Origin of the sequence: Amphritea sp. (assembly GCF_016744155.1) — a bacterium.
GTDB lineage: Bacteria > Pseudomonadota > Gammaproteobacteria > Pseudomonadales > Balneatricaceae > Amphritea.
This window is the reverse complement of record NZ_JADGEW010000036.1, coordinates 1-26,828: the sequence shown is the minus strand read 5'-3', so window position 1 is coordinate 26,828 and position 26,828 is coordinate 1. Positions and strand designations below refer to the sequence as shown.

The 26,828-nt window shown below is 47.5% G+C and carries 22 protein-coding genes; 15 read left to right on the top strand and 7 right to left on the bottom strand.

The genetic code is table 11. The features are described 5' to 3' along the window. Positions 1–623: 623 nt before the first annotated feature. Entirely contained in the window at positions 624–998 is a 375-nt protein-coding gene (locus QZZ54_RS18380; protein WP_290705483.1) for a nuclear transport factor 2 family protein, read from the bottom strand. A gap of 137 nt (positions 999–1,135) precedes the next feature. On the opposite strand from QZZ54_RS18380, the gene QZZ54_RS18375 reads away from it, so the two are divergent. Then, a complete protein-coding gene (locus QZZ54_RS18375) occupies positions 1,136–2,035 on the top strand; it encodes a LysR family transcriptional regulator (protein ID WP_290705480.1) in 900 nt (299 codons plus the stop codon). 87 nt (positions 2,036–2,122) lie between these two features. Here the strand turns inward: QZZ54_RS18375 and QZZ54_RS18370 are convergent, their stop codons facing one another. After that, on the bottom strand, positions 2,123–3,184 hold the full coding sequence (locus QZZ54_RS18370; protein ID WP_290705477.1) for an alpha/beta hydrolase: 1,062 nt from the start codon (positions 3,182–3,184) through the stop codon (positions 2,123–2,125). Between the two features lie 271 nt (positions 3,185–3,455). Between QZZ54_RS18370 and QZZ54_RS18365 the strand changes: the two genes are divergently transcribed. The 4 genes from QZZ54_RS18365 to QZZ54_RS18350 all read left to right on the top strand — a co-directional run bounded on the left by QZZ54_RS18365 (position 3,456) and on the right by QZZ54_RS18350 (position 7,173). Further along, positions 3,456–3,830: a type II toxin-antitoxin system RelE/ParE family toxin gene (locus QZZ54_RS18365; RefSeq protein WP_290705474.1), complete on the top strand. Its 375-nt coding sequence runs from the start codon at positions 3,456–3,458 to the stop codon at positions 3,828–3,830. After that, entirely contained in the window at positions 3,823–4,128 is a 306-nt protein-coding gene (locus QZZ54_RS18360; protein ID WP_290705471.1) for a DNA-binding transcriptional regulator, read from the top strand. Before QZZ54_RS18365 ends, QZZ54_RS18360 begins: the two co-directional genes overlap by 8 nt. Before the next feature lie 517 nt (positions 4,129–4,645). Further along, entirely contained in the window at positions 4,646–5,332 is a 687-nt protein-coding gene (locus QZZ54_RS18355) for a hypothetical protein (protein WP_290705468.1), read from the top strand. Between the two features lie 104 nt (positions 5,333–5,436). Next, a complete protein-coding gene (locus tag QZZ54_RS18350) occupies positions 5,437–7,173 on the top strand; it encodes a hypothetical protein (protein ID WP_290705465.1) in 1,737 nt (578 codons plus the stop codon). A 205-nt stretch (positions 7,174–7,378) separates the two neighbouring features. Here QZZ54_RS18350 and QZZ54_RS18345 read toward each other — a convergent pair whose 3' ends face one another. Further along, on the bottom strand, positions 7,379–8,419 hold the full coding sequence (locus tag QZZ54_RS18345) for a GlxA family transcriptional regulator (protein ID WP_290705462.1): 1,041 nt from the start codon (positions 8,417–8,419) through the stop codon (positions 7,379–7,381). Positions 8,420–9,107: 688 nt separating this feature from the next. Between QZZ54_RS18345 and glyA the strand changes: the two genes are divergently transcribed. The 7 genes from glyA to QZZ54_RS18310 all read left to right on the top strand — a co-directional run bounded on the left by glyA (position 9,108) and on the right by QZZ54_RS18310 (position 18,427). Next, positions 9,108–10,370 carry a serine hydroxymethyltransferase gene (glyA, locus tag QZZ54_RS18340; protein ID WP_290705459.1) on the top strand — a complete coding sequence of 421 codons (1,263 nt, stop codon included), beginning with the start codon at positions 9,108–9,110 and terminating at the stop codon, positions 10,368–10,370. Positions 10,371–10,512: 142 nt separating this feature from the next. Next, positions 10,513–11,766, top strand: a complete 1,254-nt coding sequence (locus QZZ54_RS18335; RefSeq protein WP_290705457.1) for a sarcosine oxidase subunit beta family protein — start codon at positions 10,513–10,515, stop codon at positions 11,764–11,766. A gap of 14 nt (positions 11,767–11,780) precedes the next feature. Then, a complete protein-coding gene (locus tag QZZ54_RS18330; RefSeq protein ID WP_290705454.1) occupies positions 11,781–12,065 on the top strand; it encodes a sarcosine oxidase subunit delta in 285 nt (94 codons plus the stop codon). Between the two features lie 13 nt (positions 12,066–12,078). Continuing rightward, entirely contained in the window at positions 12,079–15,096 is a 3,018-nt protein-coding gene (locus QZZ54_RS18325) for a sarcosine oxidase subunit alpha (RefSeq protein WP_290705451.1), read from the top strand. Next, entirely contained in the window at positions 15,089–15,760 is a 672-nt protein-coding gene (gene soxG / locus QZZ54_RS18320) for a sarcosine oxidase subunit gamma family protein (protein ID WP_290705448.1), read from the top strand. The genes QZZ54_RS18325 and soxG overlap by 8 nt, the downstream gene beginning before the upstream one ends. Before the next feature lie 127 nt (positions 15,761–15,887). Continuing rightward, positions 15,888–16,754: a formyltetrahydrofolate deformylase gene (purU, locus tag QZZ54_RS18315; RefSeq protein WP_290705444.1), complete on the top strand. Its 867-nt coding sequence runs from the start codon at positions 15,888–15,890 to the stop codon at positions 16,752–16,754. A 293-nt stretch (positions 16,755–17,047) separates the two neighbouring features. Beyond that, positions 17,048–18,427: an L-serine ammonia-lyase gene (locus QZZ54_RS18310; RefSeq protein ID WP_290705441.1), complete on the top strand. Its 1,380-nt coding sequence runs from the start codon at positions 17,048–17,050 to the stop codon at positions 18,425–18,427. Positions 18,428–18,567: 140 nt separating this feature from the next. Here QZZ54_RS18310 and QZZ54_RS18305 read toward each other — a convergent pair whose 3' ends face one another. Further along, the gene (locus QZZ54_RS18305; protein ID WP_290705438.1) at positions 18,568–19,677 is read right to left on the bottom strand and encodes a GlxA family transcriptional regulator; all 1,110 of its coding nucleotides are present in this window, start codon (positions 19,675–19,677) and stop codon (positions 18,568–18,570) included. Between the two features lie 423 nt (positions 19,678–20,100). On the opposite strand from QZZ54_RS18305, the gene dctP reads away from it, so the two are divergent. The 3 genes from dctP to QZZ54_RS18290 all read left to right on the top strand — a co-directional run bounded on the left by dctP (position 20,101) and on the right by QZZ54_RS18290 (position 23,103). Further along, positions 20,101–21,108, top strand: a complete 1,008-nt coding sequence (gene dctP / locus QZZ54_RS18300) for a TRAP transporter substrate-binding protein DctP (protein WP_290705437.1) — start codon at positions 20,101–20,103, stop codon at positions 21,106–21,108. A 142-nt stretch (positions 21,109–21,250) separates the two neighbouring features. Continuing rightward, positions 21,251–21,799 (top strand): TRAP transporter small permease subunit, encoded by a 549-nt coding sequence (locus QZZ54_RS18295; protein WP_290705435.1) that lies wholly within the window; start codon positions 21,251–21,253, stop codon positions 21,797–21,799. 14 nt (positions 21,800–21,813) lie between these two features. Further along, entirely contained in the window at positions 21,814–23,103 is a 1,290-nt protein-coding gene (locus QZZ54_RS18290; RefSeq protein WP_290705433.1) for a TRAP transporter large permease, read from the top strand. Positions 23,104–23,314: 211 nt separating this feature from the next. Here the strand turns inward: QZZ54_RS18290 and QZZ54_RS18285 are convergent, their stop codons facing one another. From QZZ54_RS18285 to QZZ54_RS18275, 3 genes are all read right to left on the bottom strand, one after another. Beyond that, entirely contained in the window at positions 23,315–23,791 is a 477-nt protein-coding gene (locus QZZ54_RS18285) for a cyclic nucleotide-binding domain-containing protein (RefSeq protein ID WP_290705431.1), read from the bottom strand. Positions 23,792–23,880: 89 nt separating this feature from the next. Continuing rightward, positions 23,881–26,205 (bottom strand): ATP-binding protein, encoded by a 2,325-nt coding sequence (locus QZZ54_RS18280; protein WP_290705429.1) that lies wholly within the window; start codon positions 26,203–26,205, stop codon positions 23,881–23,883. Further along, the coding region (locus QZZ54_RS18275; RefSeq protein WP_290705427.1) for a transporter substrate-binding domain-containing protein at positions 26,202–26,828 on the bottom strand (627 nt) is incomplete at its 5' end. The genes QZZ54_RS18280 and QZZ54_RS18275, both read right to left, overlap by 4 nt.

Here is a 26,828-nt window from a genome sequence, read left to right as displayed (position 1 = left end):
GTTTGATTGGGTGTTTTTCATGTGCTGATGAGAGAATATCCTGGTCGTAAATGGACCGCTCTTTGGCGTTAACGAGCAGTAAAAAAGAGGGTAAAAGCCGGTCTTTTCTGTCTGATGTCGTTATGAGTTAATTTACGAGGAGGCAAAATAAATTAATAAAATCCTCGGCGATATCCTTTTATAAGGGTAATGGCATTGAGAGTATCTTGAGGGTGTCGGTATAGATGCGCGCTACGCTTAGTTGCTAGACGTGACTTCGCCTCTTGCTAGATGTCGCTCCGCAACTTGTCAGATAAATCAACGATTCTGCCCTCTTGAGGGCATTTTTATAATGCACTTTTTCTCGTATTGTTCTGCCTGAAAATACTGACCGGTTTCGGATGAATGCTGTGTTTTTTGGCAGTACATTTTTCAATCACTTAACAAGCTATAAAAAGGTGAAAATATGCTCTCTAGCGAAGAAATGGAAGATATTGAAGAAGCAATTGAAGAAGGGCAGGATAGTATCTAAATGAATTTGGGCGGAAGCAGCACTTCCGCCTAGAATGTCGAACAAGTTTGTAGGTTAGACGTGACTTCGTCACTTGTTAGACTCAGCTCCGTCGCTTGCTCGTTTCATTTGTTCAACGCTCGCCCTGAACTTCAAAGTCATCGCTGAGTAATCGCGCTTCACCATCTTCTTCAATGACCCAGTGCTCTCTGTGTACTACACCAAAAGCTTTGTTCATGGTCCAGCTTGAACTGAGTATATAGCCCTGATCTTCAGCTGCTTCCCAGCTAACATTTGTGTATTCCACATCGGCAAAGCTTTTATCCATAATACCTTGCCAGAAGGCCTGAATTTCCTGACGCCCTTTGAAGGTACCAAAAGGGCGGGCATCCATGACGGAGTCTGACGTGTAGCGGGCTGCACAACCGGCGGCATCCTGCTGATTAAAGGCTAGCTGCCATGTGCTAATACCGGCCTGACATTTTGCTAATAGTTGTTGATCTGACATTCTGAATTCCTCTACAAGCTTAAGTTTTGCTGATAATAAATAGATAAGCAGAGAATAAAGATAATATTGAGATAGAAAAACAGAGGTATTAGAATTGAATGTTCTGTTTTTACGGACAATATTTGCGGATAGAAAAGATGAACCAACTTCGTCATATGTCAGTTTTTGCCTATATCGTGGAAACCGGATCGATCACCGCTGCCGCTGAGTCGCTGCAACTATCTAAGTCGGTTGTGAGTCAGCACCTGAAGGCATTAGAGCAGGAACTGGGCATCACATTACTCAAGCGCACCACGCGCCGCCAAAGCCTGACACCGGCGGGTGATGACTTTTATCAACAGTGTAAGAAGCTAAATGAGATAGCAGACTCAGCCTGGCAGCAGGCCCAGAACACTTTGCAGGTACCTCAGGGATTAGTGCGAATTACCGCTCCCAATGCACTAATGGACACATTGATCGCTCCGGCTATCGGTAAACTGATGCAGCAATACCCGCTGCTTGAACCTGAACTGATTAGCAGTGATTCCCGATTGAATCTAATGATGGATGATATTGATCTGGCGATCAGAGCTGGCCCATCAAATGACAGTACCCTGAAGCAGCAGCGTATCGGTGAATTTCGTGACCAGCTGTGCGCCAGCCCGGCATTGATAGAGCGAATTAACACTCAACGGGACGGTATTAAACAGGCATCTTACATTGCCAATACCTGGCAGGCGAACCAGGTATGCCACGAATTCAGGCGCATAGAGACAAATAATACTGCTAAAGCTGAAGATGAAATTATTCGTTATACAGCACAAGCGAGGTGTAAAGCTGATTCCTTTTATACTTGCCTTACCTTGATACAATCGGGCGCAGGGGTGGGGATTATTCCCGATTTTATGATAGATAACCTCCGATCGCAGGTGCAGCCGGTTTTCCCTGGCTATCAGCTTCCGGTGAATCCGGTCTATGCACTCTACCCTTATAGTCAGAATTTACCTCTAAGCGTCAGAGTGTGTCTCGATGCCATCATAGGTACGTTAGACTGCTGAATCTTTGCATAGTCGCTTGCTCGATGTAGCATCGCGACTTAGGAATGGGTAGAAAAGATAATAACTCAGATCACTTTGATCTGGTGGCTAGCTATATTTGTTTAGAAATAGTCGAACCTGTTCAAACGCATCTTTAGCTTCATCTAATTCAGGTTCAAACAGGTGCCAGTCGTGCATCATTTCCTGCCATATTTGTAGCGTTACTTCCGTACCCGCGAGGCGCGCTTTGTTGGTATAGCGTCGTGCATCATCGATCAGACATTCAGAATCACTGGCTTGTATCAGTAATGGGGGGAGTCCTGCGAGGTCTCCATGAATTGGTGATATGACAGGATCATTGGGCCGAACCCGGGCGTTAATCCAGCCGATTAACTGCAGCATAGTTTTGGGAATTCGAACCATCGGCTTAAAGAAGCTTTGTAACATAGCATCGCGGTTTAAGTTTTTGATTATGCTGGGGCTGGATAGAGTGCTGTCAGTTGTCGGACAGAGTGCGATAGCGGCAGCGGGTGCAGGTAATTGATTATCGCGAATCCAGGCCAGCAGACAGAAAGCCAGGCTAGCCCCCGCAGAATCGCCCGCAACCAAGAGTTGTCGTGCAGGCTGTTCGCCTTGCGGGCCATTATTCAGTAGCCAGCGATAGATGTCCTGGCAGTCTTCTATACCGTCAAGACGAGCATTTTCAGGGATTTTCCGATAGTTAACCACAAACACTGCAGCACCACTGATTTCGGCCAGCTTGCTGGTGATGATACGGTGACTTTGAGGGCTGCCCATCATAAAGCCACCCCCATGGATGTAGAGTAATCGCTTATCCGGATCTGCGTCTGCCGTCATAACCCATTCACCCTCAACCGGGGCAGCATCAGCACTGATAAAAGTTGCCGTAGTTGTGACTCTGAGACCGGCTTTATCCATCGACTTTCGCATTGCCAGTAACTGCTGCTGTTTAGGAAGTTTGGCAAAGGCTGGATCTACATTGGTGAATTGTTTTTCAAGTTCAAAGTGGGGAGGCGACGCCGGCTTATCGTAAAATAGCGGCTCTCTGGGTGCATCATATTGTGATAAATCGTCACCGGTAACGGCTATCTTAATGAAGGCCCAGAGCGCGATCAGCGCGATGATAATAAACAGGGTGAACCAGAACATCGGTTTTCCTTTAGTGGAATGGGTATGAAAGCGCTTTGCTTAAGTAGCTAGACCGCTGAACAAGTTCAGCTAGCTCGACGTCGCTTCGCGACTTGTTCGTGGCTCGAAAAAACGCAAAAGCCTTCTTTAAATACCTATCTATACTAGCAAAGTTGTAACTCCGTAAGGTACGACGGGCGCGAAATAACTTTCCTTTTTGTGAAGGTGAACAGGCAGGTTTTTATATATAGCACTAAGTGCTATACTTGGTTGAGCTTAATTAAGGATGATTATGCGAATATTCAAGAGTAAGGCGTTCAATAAGTGGGCAGCTAAAGAAAGTGTGAGTGATCAAGCCCTGACAAGTGCTGTGGCTGATATTGAAAATGGCCTGATTGATGCTGATCTGGGTGGTTACCTGTACAAGAAACGGGTAGCCGTTGGTGGTAAAGGGAAAAGCGGAGGTGTCCGAACGCTGCTGGCTTTTAAGTTAGGCGATAAAGCATTCTTCATTTACGGCTTCGCCAAGAATGCCAGAGCCAATATTAAACAGAATGAAGAGACGGCGTTGAAACGATATGCCGCCGTACTTCTGGGTTATAGCGATATAGAACTGAATCAAGCCGTTACAGCGGGTGTATTGATCGAGGTAAAAGGTAATGGATAAATCAATTTTAGATGTAGTACATGAGGGTGCAAAAGACCTCCGTGATGCAGGGGTAATGGACGAGATAACCCTGCGTGAATTTGATGCTTTATGCCTACCGCCAGTGAAGGACTACAGTGCTCTGGAAATCCAACAGATCCGCAAAAGAAACAGAGCCAGTCAGGGCGTATTTGCCGCCTACCTGAATACCACCAAATCAACGGTACAGAAATGGGAGCAAGGCCAGAAAAAGCCCAGCGCCCCCTCACTGAAGCTGCTGAATATGGTTGACCTGAAAGGTATTGAAGTTCTTGCATAGCGACGCGCTTTGCTTAAGTTGCCAGACGTGACTTCGTCACTTGCTAGAACGTTGCTGCGCAACTTGTTAGTGGCTCGAAAAAACGTAAAAGCTCCCATCATAATCAATTGCTCTGACCCTATTGATCGTAAGTTCTTGGCGAATATGCTTAAGAAGGGGGCTGCTTTTTCTCTGACGTTCTTGTGGATAATAAATACCATTTAACTGTGTATGCAGACAGTTAATTGGTATAAGTCCAGTATGTTGGCACGCTTTGTCACTTTACTGTTGATAAGTAGGCACTGTTTGGCACTGGAATAACTCATAAAAGTGATGCATTATCAGTCATATAGGAAATATGGCCGGTGACAAAGCGTGCCATCACAAAATAGCAAACCGTGCTTGCGTGTTTTCAGGGGATGAAAAACGATGTGCTTCAGAATTTCTCTTTCAGTTCAAATAGATACAGTTCCTATCACCGCAGTCTTGCGGTGTCAAAACGCGCACGCACATAATTAAAATGTTAGGCTCAAAAAGGATGAAACTAATAAAAGAAATGACGGCACCTACAGTCAAGTACCTTTCTGAGTACTTCATGAATATTCCATGGAAGCGTATTGGTATTCATATCCTTACCCATATCGAAAAATATCAATTAATAGTTATTGGGCTATTGGCGTTACTGTGGAATTTCAACTCTGACTCAAATTGGCCCGAACCACTCTTAGTGCTAATGACCGTCATTTTTGCCGCAATAGCGCTGAAGAAAATCATCATTAAAGGAAATGTTGACGAAGAGTTAGAGAAAATTATTTCTCGGTCACATCCCATTAATGATTGGTATTCTAACGAAGAATTCTCTGAAAATGAGCATGTCGCTGTTTACCGTAAAGATCCAGCCATAGTAATTAGCCTGTATCACGACCCAGTTAATAAAGACTTTAAGGAGCAATGGCTTAATAAGCTTTTTCCAGCCCCTCAAGTATCAAGCCACCGTGTTTCAATAAAGTACTCGGGTGGTGAGCTTTTCAGCAAACTAATACTTTTAGTTGATGGTGGCCGAGTTTATTTACCATTACCAAAATCACCGCTAAATCTTGAAACAACACAGTTCGATTTGGCTATTTGCCAAATATTAAATGGGCAAACCGGGTATGACACTGCTTATTATTTCAAGAGAACGAGTATTATTTTAGATCGAGAGTCGCTTGAACAAAAAGCCTAACAATCACATCAAATTCGCTCCCTATGGTCGCCGGACGCTCGCAAGCTCGCGCCGTTTATGTGGGCGTTATGTGCTTTATTTAACTAATATCCGAGTAATTAAGCGTGACAACCTTAAAAGCATTCTTTAACGCACTAAATGACGAAGAGTCGAAGATTTTACCCGTGTTGGCTGACGACAATATCGGATGGATTATGCGGTGTGCAATAAATGAGCTTGACTGGTATTACTATAATTACTCTAACTTGGATGCGCCAAGTGAGGAAGAGCAGGAACAAATTTATATACTACAAGTAGGAACTGCTCGATTGATTAAGCTAGCCCTTGAAAGTCGAGAGTGTTTTGATGCCCCCGTTCTTACCTTCCGTAGACAAGCCGAGTTATCAAAAAGATCGCTATCTATTGCTTCTGCATTAGGTATGATCCAGCATGGTCGCCGTGTTGCACAAACTGTTTTTAATGGTATAGGTGTTATTAAGAAAATAGATATAAATAATTTTACGATTACTCTTCCAGAAGAAATCGAAGATGATGATTATCATGAACGAAGTTTGCGAGAACATTACTACAGAGAGTCTCGTCACCAGTTTAATGGCTTAACGTCTCTTCAAGAGTGGCAGGAGATGGAAGATAAAGTGGAAGATAAGCTCCGAGAGCTTGTTTACCCATTTATGGATCACTTTATAGGCTATGAATCAGACCCAATACTGGATGAATATTTTTTTGCATTAGCAACTCATGAAATTTCTCTTCAGGAAGGATACGACACATACCACTATGCTTTAGAGTTTGGCGGAATTAAAGTCCAGCATTATATGCTGGCTCTCAAGTTTATGGTATCAAGCTGCATACGCCATTCGCGATGTTCTAAAGTTTTAGTGGAAAAACACCCTGAAATTAAGTTAGAAGATATTCTGACAATTAGTGCTGATGTGAAGCCATATATTGAAAGTTTACGAGACGCTGTTAATTATTTCGGCGCTTTATATGATGGGTTCAGTGAAATTACGCTAGAGCAAGCATCTAAGATATTTGAAGTGTTAACTTATAGTCGAGAAAACCTTAACCTTATCGACCCCCCTGGAAGTCCGCATCCGATCTTCATAAGAAACTCTGAAACAGGTTTAATTAAAGGACTGTTTGGCGCGCATTCTGAACCAGTTAGGTTCCTTCTTGAATCTCTTCGTTTCCATTTCCCTAAAGACTATGACAAAAATCAAGCAAGTAGAGAAACGTCTTTTCAACGTGCCTGTATAAGAGTTCTTGATGATACTTATTCAGGGTTGAGCTACCAAAAAAATATCAAGATCCGCCTAAATGGACAGATTTTGTCAGATATAGATCTAGTTGTATTAGAAAAAAAAACAGGAACGATATTGCTTATCCAACTTAAGCACCAAGAGCTTTATGGGGCGGACATACACGCAAAGTCTGTAAGAAGTATGCGCTTAAATAAGCAAATAGCAGTTTGGATGGATACAGTAAACAGATGGAGCAGTGAGGTAGGAAGTGAAGGTATTAAGACCGCTATGGGATTAAAAAATGATTGGCCCAAGGATCTACATATTTTTCGCGTAGCGCTCTCAAGGCATTTTGCCCACTCATTGAAATCCATTATCTTTGGGGAAGATACAGCCTTCTCCAATTGGCCACAATTTTTTAATAGCAATAAAATTGTAAAAAGAGACTATTCAGATCCAATATTGAAAGATTTAGTTTCAATACTTAGAGACCATCAGGAGAAACCTGAAAAGATTACGCATTTAGAAGAACCGACAACTCAATGGACAATTGGTGAGCTTACATTTAGAACAACGCAAGAGGTTGAAGAATGCACATAACAAGACGTTCCAAGTCAAACGCTTTCAGCGGCGCTTGAGCTAAGCGTTAGCTGACGAATATGAATGAGTAACGGGTCAGAGTAAAATTAATACTTGGCCCTTTAATTCTTCCTTACGAAGCCACCAGTCTTAGCCCACATCCACACCAAATTAAGAAGGCCCTTGCGAGCAACGAGCAAGCAACGAAGTTGCGTCTAGCCACGAGCTACTTCTTTGCTCGTGCAGCCGATGGCGAGACGCCAAAGTAATCTTTATAACAGTTACTAAAATGACTAGTGCTGACAAACCCACTGGCCAGGGCGATATTGGTAATAGTCTCATTGCTCTGTAACAACAAGCGCCGTGCATGGGTAATGCGCAGTTCCAGATAGTAGCGTGACGGGCTGGTCTCCAGATGGTTTTGAAACAGGCGTTCCATCTGACGGCGGGATATCTCAACGTGGGCTGCCAACTCTTCTAACGTTAACGGCTCTTCGATATTGTTACCCATCAACTGCATCAGGCTACGCAGGGTTTCCGGCAGGGTGGGATCATCGCCGGCCTGCAGCTTCATTTTTCCACCGCTTTCGGCGACCTGATCGCAACTGAGAATCTCGCGGATGGCCCGAGCCGTATCTTCACCATAATACTGATCGACCAGCGTTAGCATCATCTGCAGAGCGCTTACTGGGCCTGCGCAGCTGGCGCGTTTTTCTGACATGACTAGCGCGGTATCCGCCAGTTGAACCTTGGGAAACTGCTCGCGGATATAGGCGTGGTTATCCGGGTGTGCGGCGCAGGACTGGTTATCCAGTAGGCCTGCGTGGGCCAAGGCAATACTGCCGTTCCATATACCGCCCAGGGTTAAGCCTAATTTATCGGCGGCCTTCAGGGTTTCGGTGAGTTTCGGATTCTGTTTCAGGTCACAACGAAAACCACCGCATACAATCAGAATATCGATACTGCCACGATGCTCGATGGCGAAATGCTCCAAGGTGGCATTGGTGGCAATCTCGATGCCAAGATCGCTTAGTGCCTTGCGGGAGTCGACTCCCAGCGTGATGTGCTCGAACAGCGGGGCTGTGCGTACCAGATTAGCCGTAACCAGAGTGTCTACTGCTGCTGTAAAGGCCATCAGTGAAAAGTGCTCCAGCAATACAAAACCCACTTTCACGGGGCGTTCCTGCGCATGGTCTGACGGCAGAAACTGACGGTTACTGCTGCGCATGGTGGAGCTGAAATCACGTTTTTTCTGGTTGTTGGCCATCACTGCCGCCCTGTCTTATTTGTGCGGACTATAGCCTGCATCTTAGATCATTTCTATCCCAATGCACTGAGCCCGCCAAAGGTTTGTCGTCAGAATCGCCTTACAACGTCAGTCACCTAACCAATAGCTCCGTTCTTTATACAGAAAGCTTTTACGTTTTTTCTAGCAAGGAAAACGGAGTTTTCCGTTCTAGCCCCTGAGCGAAGCGTATGCCCGGCAGTACAGAGGGGGTTTTTATTCGTGCCAACTGAATCTTACGGAGTCATTGCTGGGTTGATATATAAGCGTAAAAAGAAGGCTTTTACGTTTTTTCGAGCAAGGAAAACGTAGTTTTCCATCTAGCCACTAGCAAGTCGTGGAGCGACGTCTGACAGGAACGCGAAGCTTTCCGTTCTAACGACTGTCCCGTTTGCGACTTGGATTTTGGGATTTTATGCGCTGTCGTAAATAGACATTCCTGAGGCGTGTTCGAGCATAGCGCTCTGCCAGTGACCCGTTACTATCGATGTCATGGGTGATGTTCAGGCATTACAGGCAAAGACAAATACTGCTGTAGAGCAGGTTTGACTATACCGGAGTTACTTCCCAGACGGTGTTTGGTACGCAAAAGAGTCCGCGTAAGAAACACCCTAAAATAACTAAAAATTGATTTCAAACTCGCCTAATTTGAATTGGCGTGGAGGTATAGATGTTTAATAAAGAAGACCAGATCCAGGGATATGATGACGTTCTATGGGCAGCGATAGGTAAAGAAGAAGTTCGTCAGGAAGAACATATTGAACTGATCGCATCTGAGAACTATACCAGTCCGCGTGTGATGCAGGCGCAGGGTACCGCGCTGACTAATAAATACGCTGAAGGTTATCCTGAAAAGCGTTACTACGGTGGTTGTGAGTATGTAGATGTTGTTGAGCAGCTGGCGCTTGATCGTGCTAAAGAGCTGTTTGGTGCTACCTACGCAAACGTACAGCCACACTCCGGTTCACAGGCAAACGCTGCTGTATATATGGCGCTTTGCGCACCGGGCGATACTGTTCTGGGCATGAGCCTAGCACACGGTGGCCACCTGACTCACGGTTCCCACGTAAACTTCTCCGGCAAAATCTATAACGCTGTGCAGTACGGTCTGAACGAAACGACGGGTGAGATTGATTACGATCAGGTTGAAGCGTTGGCGCTTGAGCATAAGCCGAAGATGATTGTTGCAGGTTTTTCTGCTTACTCGCAAATTGTTGACTGGGCTCGTTTCCGTGAGATTGCGGATAAAGTAGGCGCGTACCTGTTTGTTGATATGGCACACGTTGCCGGTCTGGTTGCTGCGGGTCTGTATCCAAACCCTGTTCCATTCGCTGACGTCGTTACTACCACGACTCACAAGACATTGCGTGGCCCACGTGGCGGTTTGATCATCTCCCGCGATAACGAATTAGAAAAGAAACTGAACTCAGCGGTATTCCCAGGCGGTCAGGGTGGTCCTCTGATGCACGTTATCGCTGCTAAAGCGGTAGCGTTTAAAGAAGCGCTGGAACCTGAGTTCAAAGAGTACCAGGCGCAGGTAATTAAGAACGCTAATGCGATGGCTGAAGTGCTGGTTGAGCGCGGTTTTGAAATTGTTTCCGGCGGCACTAAGAACCACCTGTTCCTGTTAAGCCTGATCAAGCAGGGCCTGACCGGTAAAGCAGCTGATGCTGCACTGGGTCGTGCCAACATCACTGTAAACAAGAACGCTGTACCGGGTGACCCACAGTCTCCGTTTGTAACCTCGGGTCTGCGTATCGGTTCTCCGGTTATCACCACCCGCGGTTTCAAAGAAGAGCACTGTCGTACATTGGCAGGCTGGATCGCTGATCTGCTGGATGTATTGAATCAACCAGAAGCACTGGAAGTGAAGATTGCTGAAGTGAAGCAGCAGGTTCTGGCGCTGTGTGCTGATTACCCTGTGTATAAGTAAAAAAGTATAAGTAAGTTGGTTTATACATAAGCCGGTTCATAACGAAGCGGTTTACTGTTAATTTGAATTGTATACCTGGCAGCCAGTGCCTTCTGATAGAGATAACTATCAGCGCTGGTTGCCCCTTACGGGAGCTGATCTTATGCAGCATTATTCAGGTTTTGGACTGTTCAAGCACAGTCTGACTCATCACGAGAACTGGCAGCGCGTCTGGCGTAACCCTACGCCGAAGAAGAAGTATGATGTCATCATTATCGGTGGCGGTGGCCACGGTCTGGCGACGGCATACTATCTGGCAAAAGAGCACGGTGTTACTAACGTTGCGGTTATCGAGAAAGGTTATCTAGGGGGCGGTAACACTGCCCGTAATACGACTATCGTACGTTCTAACTACCTGTGGGATGAGTCTGCTCACCTGTATGAGCATGCGATGAAGCTGTGGGAAGGTCTGTCTCAGGATCTGAACTACAACGTAATGTTCTCCCAGCGTGGCGTTCTGAACCTGGGTCACACCCTACAGGATATGCGTGATATCGAGCGCCGTGTAAACGCGAACCGCCTCAACGGTATCGATGGTGAAGTACTGGATCCGCAGTCGATCAAAGAGATCGTGCCGCACATGGATTGTTCAGCGAACAGCCGTTACCCGGTAATGGGCGCTTCCTGGCAGCCACGCGGCGGCGTAGCCCGTCACGATGCAGTAGCCTGGGGCTTTGCCCGTGGTGCAGACTCTTACGGTGTTGATCTGATTCAACAGACCGAAGTAACTGACCTGATTATTGAAGATGGCACTATTGTCGGTGTTAAGACCAACCGTTTCGGCGATATCAAAGCTGATCGTGTCGGTTCTGTCGTTGCCGGCAACTCAACGGTTATCGCTAAGATGGCTGGCTTTGAGTTACCGCTTGAATCCCATCCGTTGCAAGCACTTGTATCTGAGCCAATTAAGCCGGTTCTGGATACGGTAGTAATGTCTAACCATGTACACGGTTATGTCAGCCAGTCCGATAAGGGCGACCTGGTAATCGGTGCCGGTATCGATGGTTACACCGGTTACGGTCAGCGTGGTTCTTATCCAACAATTGAGCACACGGTGCAGGCGATTGTTGAGCTGTTCCCGATGTTCAGCCGGGTACGTATGAATCGTCAATGGGGCGGTATTGTCGATACCTGTCCTGATGCTTGTCCGATTATCAGTAAGACGCCGATTAAAAATCTGTTCTTCAACTGTGGTTGGGGTACCGGTGGCTTTAAGGCTACTCCGGGTGCCGGTAATGTTTTTGCAGCGTCTCTGGCTAAGGGTGAAATGCACCCACTGGCAGAGCCATTCTCTATGTTCCGATTCCACAACGGCGCGCTGATCGATGAGCACGGCGCTGCTGGCGTAGCACACTAACGGGAGACTATACGATGTTTCATATCTACTGCCCGCATTGTGCGGAATACCGAGAAGAAGAAGAATTTCATGCAGCAGGCCAGGCGCATATTCCGCGCCCACTAGACCCTGATGCTTGCTCTGATAAAGAGTGGGGCGAGTACATGTTCTTCCGTAAAAACCCACGTGGCATTCACCACGAGCTCTGGGTACACGCTGCCGGCTGTCGCAAGTTCTTTAACATGACTCGCGACACCCAGACATACGAAATTAAAGAAGTCTACAAGATTGGCGAGCAGCCATCTGTAGTCGCTGAATAAAAGGAGCGGAATTATGACACAGCAAAACCGCCTCCAGAGCGGAGGTCGTATCGACCGTTCCAAGCCAATGACCTTTACCTATAACGGTAAGCAGTTCACTGGTTTTCAGGGCGACACTCTGGCATCTGCCATGCTGGCAAACGGCATCAATGTCGTTGGCCGTAGTTTTAAATACAGCCGTCCACGCGGCATCATCGCTTGCGGTGCAGAAGAGCCGAATGCGGTACTGCAGCTGGGCGCAACTGAAGCGACTCAGGTACCTAACGTACGTGCGACTCAACAGGAGTTGTTCAACGGACTGGTGTCAGCCTCTACCAATGGTTGGCCGAGTGTTGATACCGATGTGATGGGTATGATTGGTAAAGTCGGCGGCAGCATGATGCCACCGGGCTTCTACTACAAGACTTTCATGTTCCCTCAGTCACTGTGGGACAGCTATGAAACCATGATCCGTAAGGCTGCTGGCATGGGGCGTTCGCCGCTGGAAAGCGATCCGGATACCTATGACAACGTTAATCAGCACTGTGATGTTCTGATCGTTGGTGCCGGTCCTTCCGGACTGGCTGCAGCACTGACGGCTGCCCGTGGTGGTGCCCGGGTCATTATTGCTGATGAGCAGAGTGAATTTGGTGGCAGTCTGCTGAACACCAAAGAAACGCTGGATGGCAAGCCTGCCGCTGAATGGGTCCGTGCTGTTGTTGAAGAGCTGGCGACCTACGAAGATGTTATGTTGCTGCCACGTTCTACCGTGAACGGTTACCACGACCATAACTTCGTCACTATTCATGAGCGTTGCACCGATCATCTGGCAGATATTGCGCCGGTTAATCAGGCACGTCAGAAGCACCACCGTGTGCGGGCGAAATGGGTAGTACTGGCAACCGGTGCCCATGAGCGTCCACTGGTATTCTCAAACAATGATGTACCGGGCTGCATGGTGTCTAATGCGGTTTCCACTTACATCAACCGTTACGGTGTGGTGCCGGGTAATGAGCTGGTGCTGATGACCACCAACGATTACGGTTATCAGGCAGCCCTGGATTGGGACGATGCTGGCCGTAAGGTTGTAGCCATTGTTGATACCCGTGCCTCTGGCAAGGGATCCCGTGCTGAAGCTGCGCGTAAGCGTGGTCTGAACATTATTTCCGGATCTGCGGTAATTGAAGTGCAGGGCAGTAAGCGTGTATCCAGCGTATCTGTTGCTGCTATCAGCGCCGATGGCCATAAAGTCACTGGTTCTGTCACTAAACTGAAAGCCGATACAGTAGCCTCTTCTGGTGGCTGGAGCCCGGTTATTCATCTGTCTAGCCATACGGGCAGCCGACCTACCTGGGACGACCAAATTGTTGGTTTCGTACCGGGGCCTACAGTACAAAAGCAGCTGACAGCGGGTGGCATTAACGGCCAGTACGATACAGCGGTTGCACTGAAGCAAGGTTTTGATGCCGGTCAGAAAGCATTGACTGAAGTGGGGCTGAGTGCGGCTGAAGTGGTTCTGCCTAAAGCAGAAACGCTGAAGACTGATGCACCGATGAGCCTGTTCCATATTCCACACCTGAAGCCTACGTCTCAGGCGCCGAAACAGTTTGTCGATTATCAGACTGACGTAACGGCGGCGGGCATTGAAGTGGCGTGTCGCGAAGGTTTCGAGTCTATCGAACACGTGAAGCGTTACACGGCGATGGGTTTCGGTACTGACCAGGGTAAGCTGGGTAACATCAACGGTATGGCGGTTGCAGCGAAAGCGCTCAACAAGACCATTCCTGAGACGGGTACGACAATCTTCCGTCCTAACTACACGCCGATCTCTTTTGGCGCGATTGCGGGTCGTAACTGCGGCGCACTGTTTGATCCAGAGCGTTACTCAGCTATGCACATGTGGCATGTTGAACATGGTGCTAAGTTTGAGGATGTAGGCCAGTGGAAGCGCCCATGGTACTTCCCACAAGGGTCTGAAACTATGCAGCAGACGCTGGACCGTGAGTGTCTGGCCGTGCGTGACAGCGTAGGTATTCTGGATGCGTCTACTCTGGGTAAAATCGATGTTCAGGGTAAAGATGCCCGTGAATTCCTCGGTCGTGTATACAGCAACGCCTGGGCTAAGCTGGCGGTCGGTAAGTGTCGTTACGGCCTGATGTGTGGCGAAGACGGTATGGTATTTGACGATGGTGTCTCTGCCTGCCTGGGCGATAACCACTTTTTGATGACCACCACTACAGGTGGTGCAGCACGGGTGCTGGAATGGCTGGAAATTTACCACCAAACCGAGTGGCCTGAGCTGGAAGTCTACTTTAATACCGTTACAGATCACTGGTCTACGCTGACCATTTCGGGTCCTAATAGCCGTAAACTGCTAGAAGAACTGACCGATTACGATCTGAGCAATGATAACTTCAAGTTCATGGACTGGAAGCAGATGAAGGTTGCTGGCGTTCCTGCCCGTGTGTTCCGAATCTCTTTCACCGGTGAGTTGTCGTTCGAGATTAACGTACAGGCGAACTACGGCACCCATGTATGGGAGAAGCTGTTCGAAGCAGGTAAGAAGTACAACCTGACGCCGTACGGTACTGAAACAATGCACGTTCTGCGGGCTGAGAAAGGTTTCATCATCGCTGGTCAGGATACCGATGGTTCGGTTCATCCGTATGACCTGGGTATGGGCTGGTGTGTTTCTAACCAGAAGCCGTTCAGCTATATTGGTAAGCGAGGTATGAACCGCGTTGACTGTGTCCGTCCGAATCGTAAGCAACTGGTGGGTCTGAAGACTAAAGATCCTAAAGCGGTGATTCCAGAGGGAGCGCAGGCGGTATTGGATCCTAAGGAGCCAATTCCTATGACGATGATAGGCCATGTTACTTCCAGTTACTGGAGTGCTAACCTGGGTCACTCGATCGCGATGGGCTTTATTAAAGGTGGCCTGGATAAGATGGGTGAAACCGTTTACTACCCACTGGCCAATGGCACTGTGATTGAAGCTGAAATTTGTAGCCCGATCTTCCTTGATCCGAAAGGGGAGCGTCAAAATGTCTGATTTGAATGTAATGACACCAGCAGAAATGGCAGCGACTAAGGCTGCAGTAATGGACCAGGTGCCTGGTTCTGAAATTCAGGGCCAGTCGCCGCTGCACCATGCGGACCTGGAAAGTCTGGCAAAACAGGGGCCGAAGCAGGGTGGTATTCACTTGCGTGAGCACAAACTGCTGGGTCATCTGACGCTGCGCTGTAATCCTGAAAATGCTGACCAACTAGCTGCGGCTGAGCGAGTGCTGGGTGTGGCGTTGCCACTCCAGCCATTGACCTCTGCTGAGAATGGTGATTATTCAGTACGCTGGATGTCTCCTGATGAGTGGCTTATTCTGGTACCGGGTCTTGAGGCCTTCGAGGTCGAGTCTAAGTTCCGCGATGAGATGGGTGGACACTACTCATTGGTAAACAGCAGCGGCGGTTCAACCGTACTGGAATTGTCCGGCGCTAATGTTGTAGAACTGTTGAAAAAGTGCACGCCGGTTGATCTGCATGCTAAGCAGTTTCCGGTAGGTAAGGTGGTATCGACGGTGTTTTCTAAAAGCACAGCGATTATCCGTCGTACCGGTGAACAGCGCTTTGAACTGGTTATTCGTCGCAGCTTTGCTGACTACATCTGGCTTTGGCTACAAGATGCTAGCCGTGAATTCGGTCTGGTTATCGAAGCCTGATTCCAGCCTCTGAAACCAGCTCCAACCGGAGCTGGTTGATATTTGTTCGTGTCTGCTGGTAGATATATAGAGTCTTTTTTCAAGATATCTTTTTACCGCTCAGCAGAACAAACGCAGGAGTAGATACATGTCTAATGCAATTAAGCCCTGGATTTTTACCGCCAGCTGCCCAAGTATGATTGGTACTGTCGATGTCGTGACCCGTTATATGGCGAAAGCGAGAAATTACATTGATGAGATTCACTCATTTGATGATCGGGTTTCTAAGCGCTTTTTTATTCGTGTCGAGTTTAAGCCTTCAGATGCTGAGTTTACCGTTGAAAAATTTAATGACGTGTTTGCGGACCTTGCGTCAGAGTTTGACATGGAGTGGGATCTGACGGAGCCGGATCACCGTCCAAGGGTTGCGATTCTGGTGTCTAAATATGATCACTGTCTGAATGATCTGCTGTATCGTCATCGTACCGGCCAGCTGAATATCGAAGTGCCGGTCATCATCTCTAACCACCCGGATCTTGAGCATCTGGCTGAGTGGCATGATATCCCTTATCACCATCTGCCAATTACTCCTGAGACCAAGCCGGAACAGGAAGCGGATATTGTTAAGCTGTTGAAGCAGTATGATATCGAACTGGTAGTGCTGGCTCGCTATATGCAGGTGCTATCGCCCTGGATGTGTGAACAGCTCAACGGTAAGGCGATCAATATTCATCACTCTTTACTGCCTGGCTTCAAGGGTGCGAGACCTTATCATCAGGCCTGGGAAAAAGGTGTGAAGATGGTCGGAGCGACCGCCCATTATGTGAATAATGATCTGGATGAAGGTCCGATTATTACCCAGGGTATACAGACAGTTGACCATGCCTTCTATCCGGAAGACCTGATTTCAAAAGGTCAGGATGTTGAGCGGGTAACCCTGTTTAATGCGATTCGCTACCATAATGAGAAACGCGTGTTTCTAAATGAAGGGCGTACCGTCGTTTTTTCCAGCTAGTTCTTTCTCACAGGGAACTAGTTCACTGGTTCCCTGCCTTTTTTACGTTTTTCACAAAGTTGAAAAATGTTTTTGTTTTTGAGGTTAGTCAGGATTACTTCTTCCAGAGAGGTAAGTAGTGTGTGGCTCATCCTGGCCTGCCTCAACTTCTTTCTGTTTTAGTCTAAAACAGAGATTCAACGTATTAACGAAATTATAGGTCGTAAACCGGCATACAGCTGTTTATGCACCGGCACATAATAACCTCTTCAGTATAATAAAAACCTGCGCTCAGAATGCGCCGTGGAGACTCTATGTCTATCTCTGTTTTTGACCTTTTTAAAGTAGGCGTTGGTCCGTCCAGTTCTCACACGGTAGGTCCGATGGTCGCAGCAGCTAATTTTGCTGATCATCTGCAACAACATGCTCTCGCGATGGATGTCGTGCGCATTCAGGTCGATCTGTATGGTTCATTGAGTGCTACCGGTATCGGACACGGTACTGATAACTCTATCGTCGTAGGGTTGATGGGAGAACGTCCCCACCGTATTGACCCGGAAATGATTTTGCCTGCCGTAGCGGCATTGAAAGAGAGTCATCGTCTTAATCTGCTGGGTGAGTATCCGATTGAGTTTATCTGGCAACGGGATATGCAGCTGCTGGAAGAGAATCTACCTTACCATCCGAACGCGATGCGTCTGGTTGCATTTGCCGCAGATGATCAGCTGTTATATGAAAATACCTATTACTCGATTGGCGGTGGCTTTGTTATCGATGAAAGTGATGCAACGGCCGATGCGCATCTGGTGCCGCAGGTCGAGCTGCCTTATGATTTTAATAACGCGGTAGAGTTATTGGAGCTGTGTGAAGCGAATAACTTCAGTGTTAGTCAGCTAATGATGGAGAATGAGAAAGTCTGGCGTACCGAGCAGGAAATTCGTGATGGTCTGATGGATATCTGGGCAGCGATGAAAGAGTGTATCGCTACCGGCCTTCACAAGGAGGGCGTTTTACCTGGCGGTTTGAATGTTAAACGTCGCGCCATGAGTCTGCATAAGTCACTGATTCGCTCCACTAAGCCTAATGTCATTAGCTCCACTATGGGCGCGATGGACTGGATTAACCTCTATGCGCTGGCGGTGAACGAAGAAAATGCTGCCGGCGGGCGGATGGTGACAGCACCGACCAATGGCGCCGCAGGTATTATCCCGGCGGTACTGATGTACTACACCGAATTTACGGCTAAAGCGACCGAAGAGTGCATCGTTGATTTCTTGCTGGCAGCGGCTGCGATTGGTGCTTTGTGTAAGAAAAACGCCTCTATCTCAGGCGCCGAGGTAGGCTGTCAGGGAGAGGTAGGTTCCGCTTGTGCGATGGCAGCTGCAGGGTTATGTGAAGTCTTGGGAGGCTCTCCTGAGCAGGTTGAAAATGCCGCAGAAATTGGCCTGGAACATAACCTGGGTCTGACCTGTGACCCGGTGGGTGGTTTGGTTCAGGTACCCTGTATTGAGCGCAATGCCATTGGCGCAGTGAAAGCGATCAATGCCACTCAGATGGCCCTGCGAGGTGATGGTCAGCACTTCATCTCGCTGGATAAAGTGATTTTAACCATGCGTGATACCGGCAGAGATATGCAGGATAAATACAAAGAGACCTCCCGCGGCGGTCTGGCCGTTAATGCGATTGAATGTTGATTCGCTAAGACTGTAGATGAGGCAGGGGGCTTTCAGAGACAGCGGATCTTAGCGGTAACAATTTCGGACGTGCAGTCAGTACGTCTGTCATTGTTGCCTTAATCATTCATTAATTTCTCTGCCCCCTGTCCAGTGAGCATCTAAGACACAAGAGATTTAGCCGTACCTTCCTTATCCGCTTCTTCCTTCTTTTCGGGTGCATCAAAAGCCAATATTTTTGCCTGTTCACGCGCGTGGCTGGGCGAAACTCCGAAATAGTCTTTGTAGCAATTGCTGAAATGACTGGTGCTGACAAAGCCACTGGCCAGCGCGATATTCGTGATTGATTCATTGCTCTGCAGTAGCAAGCGGCGAGCATGGGTTATTCGCAACTCGAGGTAATAACGCCCCGGTGAGGTGTCCAGATGGTTCTGGAATAAACGCTCGATCTGGCGGCGGGAGATATCGATACAAACAGCCAGCTCATCGACGCTGATCGGTTCTTCAATATTGGCAGCCATCAGTTCCATAATATCGCGCAGGTTTTGCGGCAAACAAGGATTGTCTCCTGGTTGGCTGATGCGAATAGTACTATTTTCTGAAATCTGATCGCAGCTGAGAATCTCCCTGATTGCCCGGGTGACGTCCTTGCCTCGCAGCTGACCGATCAGCTGCAGCATCATTCCCATGGCGCTAACCGGTCCTGCGCTGGTGAGGCGATTACCTTCGCTCACGATAACCTGTTCGCTTACCCTGACTTTGGGGAACTGTTCACGCATATAGGCATGGTTGTCCGGGTGAAGGGCACAGCTTAGCTGATCTAACAATCCAGCATGGGCTAGCGCGATAGCGCCATTCCATAGGCCACCAATCAGCAGGTTTTTACTATCGGCCTGCTTCAGTATGCGTGTTAGTTCCGGATGGTGCTGGGTCGAACAACGGTAACCTCCACAGATAATCAGCAGGTCGGGTAGCGGTTTGTTATCAAAAGCGTTCAGGGTTCCCTGGGCGGCGATTTCAATCCCCAGATCACTCATTACCGGTGAGGTTTCTGCCGCGTAGGTCTGGTACTGAAACAAGGGGGTGGTGCGTACTAAATTTGCTGTGACTAGCGTGTCGACGGCAGCCGTAAAGGCGGTCATGGAGAAGTGCTGTTGCAGCACAAAGCCGACTTCTACTGGTTTCTCATCCTGACCGGTTGCCGGTAGAAAGGGACTGTTGGTATCACGCATCAGCGCACTGAAGTTTCGTTTGTCTTTTATACAGGTCATGTGTGTGGCCTTTTTTTTATTATAGATAGGTTATAGCAGCTTTAATCGGTAGTTAATAATAAGGTTTTTGATCGGTATGTTTTTTTGTAAAAGATTGTAGTTAGATGTAAATAATCATTAACTTTAATTATGTTTTGGTTGTTTATATATTTACATCTGTAAGTTTTTTATAACGTTAAATATAAAAATTAACGGTTTTTATATGTCTCAACAGCCTTTTGTTCGTGACTGTTTACATATGAGTGTATGAATATTTTTCAGCAGGTTTTTAAGGTTTTTTGTAGGGGTTTATTACTGTTTTAGTTCTCTGTATAAAAATAAGGGTTCGTTCGATAAAGGTCTGCTAATGACCAGTTTGAACTTATTTAATAGCTTAACGCGAACATAAAAATAACCTTCTTTTAAGAAGACGCGGAGAACACAATGAAAAAGATCGAGAGTAATTTTAGTCTGAAATCTATTATCGCTTCCTCTCTGGTTTTGGGAGCTGTACTGGCAACGCCGGTAGAAGCAGCAACTACCCTACGTATTGCCAGCCAGCATGCACCTGATCAGTATGCATCTGAAGTATTGCGTCAGATTAAAGTTGATCTGGAAAGTGCTGGTGTAGACCTGAAAATCAAACTTTATCCGGCTGGACAGCTGGGTTCTGGCGAGCAGCTGATAGGCGAAGCGGTACGAGGCACTATCGATATCGTTCACTCTTTTGTATACAGCCATAAAGATCCGGTTCTGGAAATTAACTCTCTGCCGTACCTGGTATCTAACTACGATGAAATGGAGACGGTTTTCAGTCCTGGTTCTAACTTCTACGGTATCTTCGATGAGCGCATGGATAACATGGGGCTTAAACTACTAGGTGTTACTGCAGAAGGCTTTATCGGTGTAATGTCTTCTTCAATGCCGGATAACTATACGACTACCGGGCCTAAGGGGCAGAATATCCGGGTATGGAGTGCACAGTCTGCGAAGCTGGCAACTCAGGATATGGGTTATAACACTACGACTATCGATTGGGGTGATGCGTTCCCGGCGATTCAGCAGGGTGTAGTAGACGGTATGATCGGTGCAACGCCGGAAGCAACGTACACTACTTTCAAAGAAGCGATTAAAAACTACGTTCCTTACAACGCCTTTGTTGAAAACTACGCTTACTACGCGAGTAAGAAAACCTGGGAGAAAAAACTCAACGAAGAGCAGCGTGAGGTAATTACTGAAGTGTTTGCAAAAGCTGCTGCAGGCTTTGTTGATTGGAGCCGTGAAAATGATGCAGCTAACCTGAAGAAACTGGAGGAGTTTGGCGTAGAAATCTTACCTCTGACCGATGCTGAGCGTAGCGCTATTGCTAAGGAAGTACGGGCGAAAACCTGGCCTAAGCTGGAAGAACGTTTGGGCAAAGATGTTCTTGAGAAAGTTATTTCTGACCTGTAATTGTCTTATTAACTCCCCATCGGTTAATGATGGGGAGTATTCGAATAGATTATTTTAAATAACGTAATTAATACTACATAAAAATAGTATTTAAATGCCTTATTTAAAGTCGTCAACACCTCAAAAATAAGAGTGTAGCCCTATGCATCTGAATATACCGCGCCCGGTGGGCTCGCTGGTAAATATTCTTTTACGTTGCAAAGAATATTTCTTAGCTGTTGCCAGTTTAATATTGGCATTTGTATTTTTCTTTGTGGTTATCCTGCGCTATTGGTTTCAGGCTGACCTGTTCGCTTACGAAGAGTGGATATTAATGATCGCGTTCTGGGTGTATTTCCTGGGCGGAGCTATGGGTAGTTATGACAATACTCATGTTAAAGCTGATTTTTTGTTATCGCTGATTGATAGCGTACGTACTAAATGGATCGTCGTTAACTGCACCATCTTCGTCGAAGTAGTTGTTGGAGTTGTTCTGAGTTACTGGGGCTGGCTGATGCTGTGGGAAGAGATAAGTGCCTATCCTAACTGGCAGCGTACCACCGGACTGGATTTGCCCTTTGTTATTCCCAAGCTGGGTATCTTTCTGGGTTTCGTCCTGATGACGTTTTACACCTCATTGCATCTTTGGAGCGGTCTGCGCGATGGCCCCACGGAAGAATGGGAATCTGACGAAGCTCCACCTCATATCTGATTTAGGTATTTCTTATGTTGATTTTACTGACACTACTGGTGATCTGTGTCGCGCTGGTGGCGGGTATTCCGGTACCTTTTGCCTTTGGTCTGGCGCTGATCTATATGTCACTTACCGGTGACCATGACCCGGCGGGTTTTCTGACCTCAGGTCATTGGAGAATGAATGTTCTGGTTCTACTGGCCATTCCGTTGTTTATTATTGCCGGTACCATTATGGAACGGGGCAAGATTGCCCAGCCTTTGGTTGAACTGGCAGAGCTTTTTGTCGGACGATATAAAGGTGGCATTGCCTACACTGCGGTGGGTGCCAGTGCGATCTTTGGTTCTATTGCCGGTAGCGCTACGGCAACTCTGACTTGTATCGGCAGCATTATGATGCCGCAGTTGCGTAAAGCGAACTATCCTGAAGGGTTGTCTGCTGCGTTAATTACGAATGCAGCACCCTTAGGGTTGCTGATACCGCCCAGTGCAATTCAGATTATCTATGCCTGGGTGACCCGGCAATCGGTATTGAAGTGCTTTCTGGCGACGATTGTTCCTGGTCTTATTCTGGTGACGTTGCTTTGTATCGTTAATTACGTGATGTTGCGTAAATATAACAATATTAAAGTTCTGCCTAAGTCAGATAATTTCGGTAAAGAAGTGGCGAAGAAGACTCGCTATGCGTTTCCTGCGCTGTTGATGCCATTTATGATTCTGGGTGGTATCTATGGCGGCATCATGACGCCGACAGAGGCGGCGGGTATTGCTGTTGTTTATGCTATTCCGGTTGGCTTCTTTATCTATAAAGGCCTGAATGTTGCTAATTTCAAAGAGGCGTTAGTACAATCTGCCACGACTACCGGTGTCGTTATGGTGATGTTCTTTATGGTGATGATTGTTAGTCGCCTGCTGATTTTTGAAGATATCCCTGATCTGGCTAAAGACCTGATTTTCTCAGTATCCGATAATCCGATTGTGGTTCTGATTATGATCAACGTAGTGATGATCCTGATCGGTATGCTGATGGATGATGTCAGTGGTGTACTGCTAGCGTCACCTTTGTTGTTCCCTATCGTTGTGGAGCTGGGTGTCGATCCGATTCAGTTTGCAGCTATTGTGGGTGTTAACCTGGGTATGGGTAATATCACACCTCCGACAGCACCGTTGCTGTATCTGGGTTCGAGGGTTACCGGCGTCAGGGTTAGCGCGATGCTTAAACCAACGTTGATTATGATCCTGTTTGCCTGGATTCCAACCTTGATTATTACTACTTATATTCCTCAGGTATCGCTGTTTCTACCAACAATGTTCTTCGGTTAACTAGGGTGATTAGACACTAGTAGCTGCTGAGACTAACAAAAGGCCCTAAGGTAAAACCATAGGGCCTTTTTTTATGCGTAAACGACGGGTGGGCATGATGATTGAAGCGAGCTTTGTAAACCCTAGGAGTGGTGGAGTTTTCCTATGATAATAAGTTCTGGATTTAGGCTAGGGTCATAGTGAAGTGATGGGTGGTTAGGTCTGAAGCGGGTTAGGACTGTGAGACGATAATGTTATTGACGCTACGCAGGGTTCTAGCCATTTCCCGGGCCAGGTTCATCATCAGAATGCCGAATTCAAGGGGGTGCTGTTGATGAAAATCATGATAAACCTGACTGTTAATTTCCAGTGAGGTCGTGTTTTTGGCGGCTTCAGCCCGGCCAGCTCGGTCATGCAACGCGATCAGGCTGACAAAGCCTATCTGTTCACCCTGCATGAAATCCCGAATATAGGCATAACGCCCATCGTGATACTTGTAGTATTTTACCTGCCCGATCAGGATTACGTGGAAACTGTCGCCCGGCTGAAGCCGGTCAAACAACAGCTCACCCTGGTTATATTCCCGCAGTTCACCCTGTTCGAGTAACCAGTTGATGGCAACTTCTGGTAGCGCGCCAAATATAGACGCATCCGTAAATGAGTGCAGGCTATGCTGGCTTAGCAACTGCTGACGGGTGATTGTTTTCATCAGTGGGTTCCGTTACAGATATATATACAGTTTAGCTCTAAGTTGCCCATGAGATCTATAATAAGAGCTTTATTTAGATCTTCCAGTATTCAAATTTTCCAGTTAATGGCAAGCTCGACTGTTTCGTCCATTACCTGGTGAAGTTTACTGAGGAAATGGTGCTGTGCGGTTTCACTGTTATCAGCCTGTTGTTCAAGCTGGCGCAGTAGGTAGCTGGCCTGAGTAAAGCCGATAGTATCGCAGGCGCCTGCTAGTTTGTGTGCCTGTTGCGAAATTTCATAGTCATCCGCCGCCTGGATGCTTTGTTGTAAAGTTGGCCAGAGTTCATTGTAGACTTTACAGAACCCCTGCATCAGTGTGGCGAGTTTTTCTGACCCTAGCATCTGTTGATGAACCCGGATCACAGCCTGATCCAAGAGGGGGTGCTGCGTGTCACCGGGTTCCGACGATAGATCGGGCTGAACCATACTGAAAACTCCGGAAATCGCTTGTAACAATTGTTCTTTATGCACAGGTTTGGCAATTACACTGCTGATGCCCGCTTCAAGGTAACTGTGTATATCTTCCGGTCTTACGCTGGCGGTTAAGGCGACTATACGAGTGTTGTAATTAATACAATCAGGGTCGTTGTTAAGGCGTGCGCTGACTTCCAGTCCGCTTAATCCCGGTAGGTGCATATCCATGAGAATAAGGTCGAACTGTTGGTTCCGGCCCAGCTCCAGCGCTTTGATGCCATCGCCAGCAATAGTGACCTGGTGATGGTGCTCTTCCAATAACCCAAGTACGACCTGTTGATTAATCTCGACATCTTCGACTAACAGGATCCGTTGACATGTGCTGGGCGCTAGAGAAGGTTCGACTTTGTCTGAGGCTGGAGCAGGGTCTGCTAGAGGCAGGTTTAATTCAAGCCAGAAGGTACTGCCATTGCCGGAACTGCTGGTGACACCGATCTGTCCTCCCAGGTGCTCAGCCAGCTCTTTACAGATAGCCAGTCCCAGACCGGTACCACCGAAACGGCGGGTAATGGTTTCATCCGCCTGGGTAAACCGGTCAAAAATATGCTGTTGTAGTTCCGGTTCAATACCTATACCTGAGTCGCGGATACTGAATCTGAGGCCTTGTTTGCCCGGCTCCTGGGTCAGTAATTCTACGGTCAGAATCACATCGCCCTGATCGGTAAATTTTATCGCATTACTCAAAAGGTTAGTGATGATCTGGCGTAGGCTGCTTTCTTCCGTATGAAACAGATCGGCAACGTCATCAGCGTATTGAAGTTGTAGGTTGAGTTGTTTGCGGTTAGCTTCGGGTGTTAACAGGGCTGTGAGGTTATGGAGTAAGTTTTTAAGTGAAAAGGGGGTCGGACTAATGCTGTAGGCACCTTCAACCAGCCGGCCATACTCGAGTACATTATTGAAGGTTTCCAGCAGGGCATTCGTTGCATCATGTAGTACCTGGATATGCTGTCGCTGACGCTTATCCAGTTGTGAGCTTTCTAACAGTTGAATCATCCCCAGCATGCCGTTCATGGGGGTACGGATCTCGTGGCTCATGGTAGAGAGGAAGCGGGACTTAGCGTTACTGGCTTCTTCCGCTGCATCTTTGGCTTGCAACAGGCTGGCAGTGCGACGTTCCACCATCGTTTGCAGCTGATCTCGGTTATAGCGAAGCTCTTCTTGTTCCTGTTCTCGGCGGCTGATTTCCTGGCGAATTGACTGGCGCATATCATTCAGTGCGGTGACCAGTTGATCCAGTTCATCACTACTCTTCGGCGGTTGACGGTTCAGGGTCAGGCTATGTTCCAGCTGTCCGGCACCGATGTCCCGGCTGTAGTTGGCCATCGCTTCCAGATGACGGGTGATCTGGCGGTGAAAGATGATCAGTATGACCAGTACGATCAACACAACCAGCAGTGTTTGGGTCAGCAGAATGCTAAAGCCCCGGCTCCAGATACGTTTATAGACTGGTTTCAAGTCGAAGCTGACTTCAAGCTGACCCAGTTTTCGTTGCTGTTCCGGCGTCCTGTGAATCAGATCAAAGCTTTGGGTCTGAAGAGGGCTATCTGGAGAGGCATTTAGCTGACCTTCAACAGCAGACTCACCGGTATCGGTATTTTTAAGTACCAGATAGCTGACATCCGGTAGGTTATGAATCCCTTTGAGTTGCAGTGCGATTTGAGCCTGATCTACATCCCAAAGGCTTTTGGCCAGACTGGCAAGGTAGCTACTGCGAATTAGTTGTACCTGTTGGTCAATTGCCCGGAACTCCCGGCGGTAATCTAAGGTTAGCTGCAGGGCGGTGGAAAACAGGATAAACAGGAAACTACAGCTACAGACATATAGCATAATTCGGTATCCCAGCGGGTGTTCACTGGAGTAACGGGCTATTTTCTGCAGCAGGCCTTTGGGTTGAATCATTGAGGGGGCTCCGCTGCTGCCTGATCAAGATACAGCAGGCTATACTGATCGGTTAATCTGTTGATAGTGCCGTTATGATGCATCTCTTGTAGACGACGATTGATAAACGGCAGGTGCTGTTGTAACCCGCTATTTTTGCCCACCGCAAGAAAATAGAACTCAGTACTGACCCGGTAATCCAGCGGCATTACCTGCTCATGAAAGCCTAGCTTTCGACTTTGCAGGCGACCACTAAGTAAACCGATCGGCATGAAATCGATCTTTTGGTGGGCTAGCTTTTCAAAGTTTTGCCGATTACGTGAAACGTACTCAATACGAGTGTTATGTAACAGGAACTGATCTAGCTTTTCGCCAAAGCTGTCTCCCAGCAGTAAACCGGCGACTTTGCCCTGCAGATCATCCAGGGTTGTAAAAGGGAGGGGTTTTTTACGGTTAACAAACAAGGCAACCTGGTCGGCAATGACTGGCTGGCTACTAAACCGCAGATAGGTCTCCCGGCTGGGGATACGGTAGGCGGCGACCACAATGTCAGCGTTGCCTTGTTGTACTTCAAGCAGGCAGCGTTTCCAGTTATAGCCCGCCCGGAGTTTTACACTGTAACCAAGTTCGGCAAATAGCTGCTG

What these genes read in the sequence shown, in the direction of transcription:
- QZZ54_RS18335 (WP_290705457.1), top strand. Translation starts at nt 10,513, where the DNA reads ATGCAGCATTATTCAGGTTTTGGACTGTTCAAGCACAGTCTGACTCAT.
- QZZ54_RS18295 (WP_290705435.1), top strand. Translation starts at nt 21,251, where the DNA reads ATGCATCTGAATATACCGCGCCCGGTGGGCTCGCTGGTAAATATTCTT.
- QZZ54_RS18285 (WP_290705431.1), bottom strand. Translation starts at nt 23,791, where the DNA reads ATGAAAACAATCACCCGTCAGCAGTTGCTAAGCCAGCATAGCCTGCAC.
- QZZ54_RS18305 (WP_290705438.1), bottom strand. Translation starts at nt 19,677, where the DNA reads ATGACCTGTATAAAAGACAAACGAAACTTCAGTGCGCTGATGCGTGAT.
- QZZ54_RS18330 (WP_290705454.1), top strand. Translation starts at nt 11,781, where the DNA reads ATGTTTCATATCTACTGCCCGCATTGTGCGGAATACCGAGAAGAAGAA.
- glyA (WP_290705459.1), top strand. Translation starts at nt 9,108, where the DNA reads ATGTTTAATAAAGAAGACCAGATCCAGGGATATGATGACGTTCTATGG.
- QZZ54_RS18380 (WP_290705483.1), bottom strand. Translation starts at nt 998, where the DNA reads ATGTCAGATCAACAACTATTAGCAAAATGTCAGGCCGGTATTAGCACA.
- purU (WP_290705444.1), top strand. Translation starts at nt 15,888, where the DNA reads ATGTCTAATGCAATTAAGCCCTGGATTTTTACCGCCAGCTGCCCAAGT.
- QZZ54_RS18280 (WP_290705429.1), bottom strand. Translation starts at nt 26,205, where the DNA reads ATGATTCAACCCAAAGGCCTGCTGCAGAAAATAGCCCGTTACTCCAGT.
- QZZ54_RS18325 (WP_290705451.1), top strand. Translation starts at nt 12,079, where the DNA reads ATGACACAGCAAAACCGCCTCCAGAGCGGAGGTCGTATCGACCGTTCC.
- soxG (WP_290705448.1), top strand. Translation starts at nt 15,089, where the DNA reads ATGTCTGATTTGAATGTAATGACACCAGCAGAAATGGCAGCGACTAAG.
- QZZ54_RS18370 (WP_290705477.1), bottom strand. Translation starts at nt 3,184, where the DNA reads ATGTTCTGGTTCACCCTGTTTATTATCATCGCGCTGATCGCGCTCTGG.
- QZZ54_RS18365 (WP_290705474.1), top strand. Translation starts at nt 3,456, where the DNA reads ATGCGAATATTCAAGAGTAAGGCGTTCAATAAGTGGGCAGCTAAAGAA.
- QZZ54_RS18310 (WP_290705441.1), top strand. Translation starts at nt 17,048, where the DNA reads ATGTCTATCTCTGTTTTTGACCTTTTTAAAGTAGGCGTTGGTCCGTCC.
- dctP (WP_290705437.1), top strand. Translation starts at nt 20,101, where the DNA reads ATGAAAAAGATCGAGAGTAATTTTAGTCTGAAATCTATTATCGCTTCC.
- QZZ54_RS18375 (WP_290705480.1), top strand. Translation starts at nt 1,136, where the DNA reads ATGAACCAACTTCGTCATATGTCAGTTTTTGCCTATATCGTGGAAACC.
- QZZ54_RS18345 (WP_290705462.1), bottom strand. Translation starts at nt 8,419, where the DNA reads ATGGCCAACAACCAGAAAAAACGTGATTTCAGCTCCACCATGCGCAGC.
- QZZ54_RS18355 (WP_290705468.1), top strand. Translation starts at nt 4,646, where the DNA reads ATGAAACTAATAAAAGAAATGACGGCACCTACAGTCAAGTACCTTTCT.
- QZZ54_RS18290 (WP_290705433.1), top strand. Translation starts at nt 21,814, where the DNA reads ATGTTGATTTTACTGACACTACTGGTGATCTGTGTCGCGCTGGTGGCG.
- QZZ54_RS18360 (WP_290705471.1), top strand. Translation starts at nt 3,823, where the DNA reads ATGGATAAATCAATTTTAGATGTAGTACATGAGGGTGCAAAAGACCTC.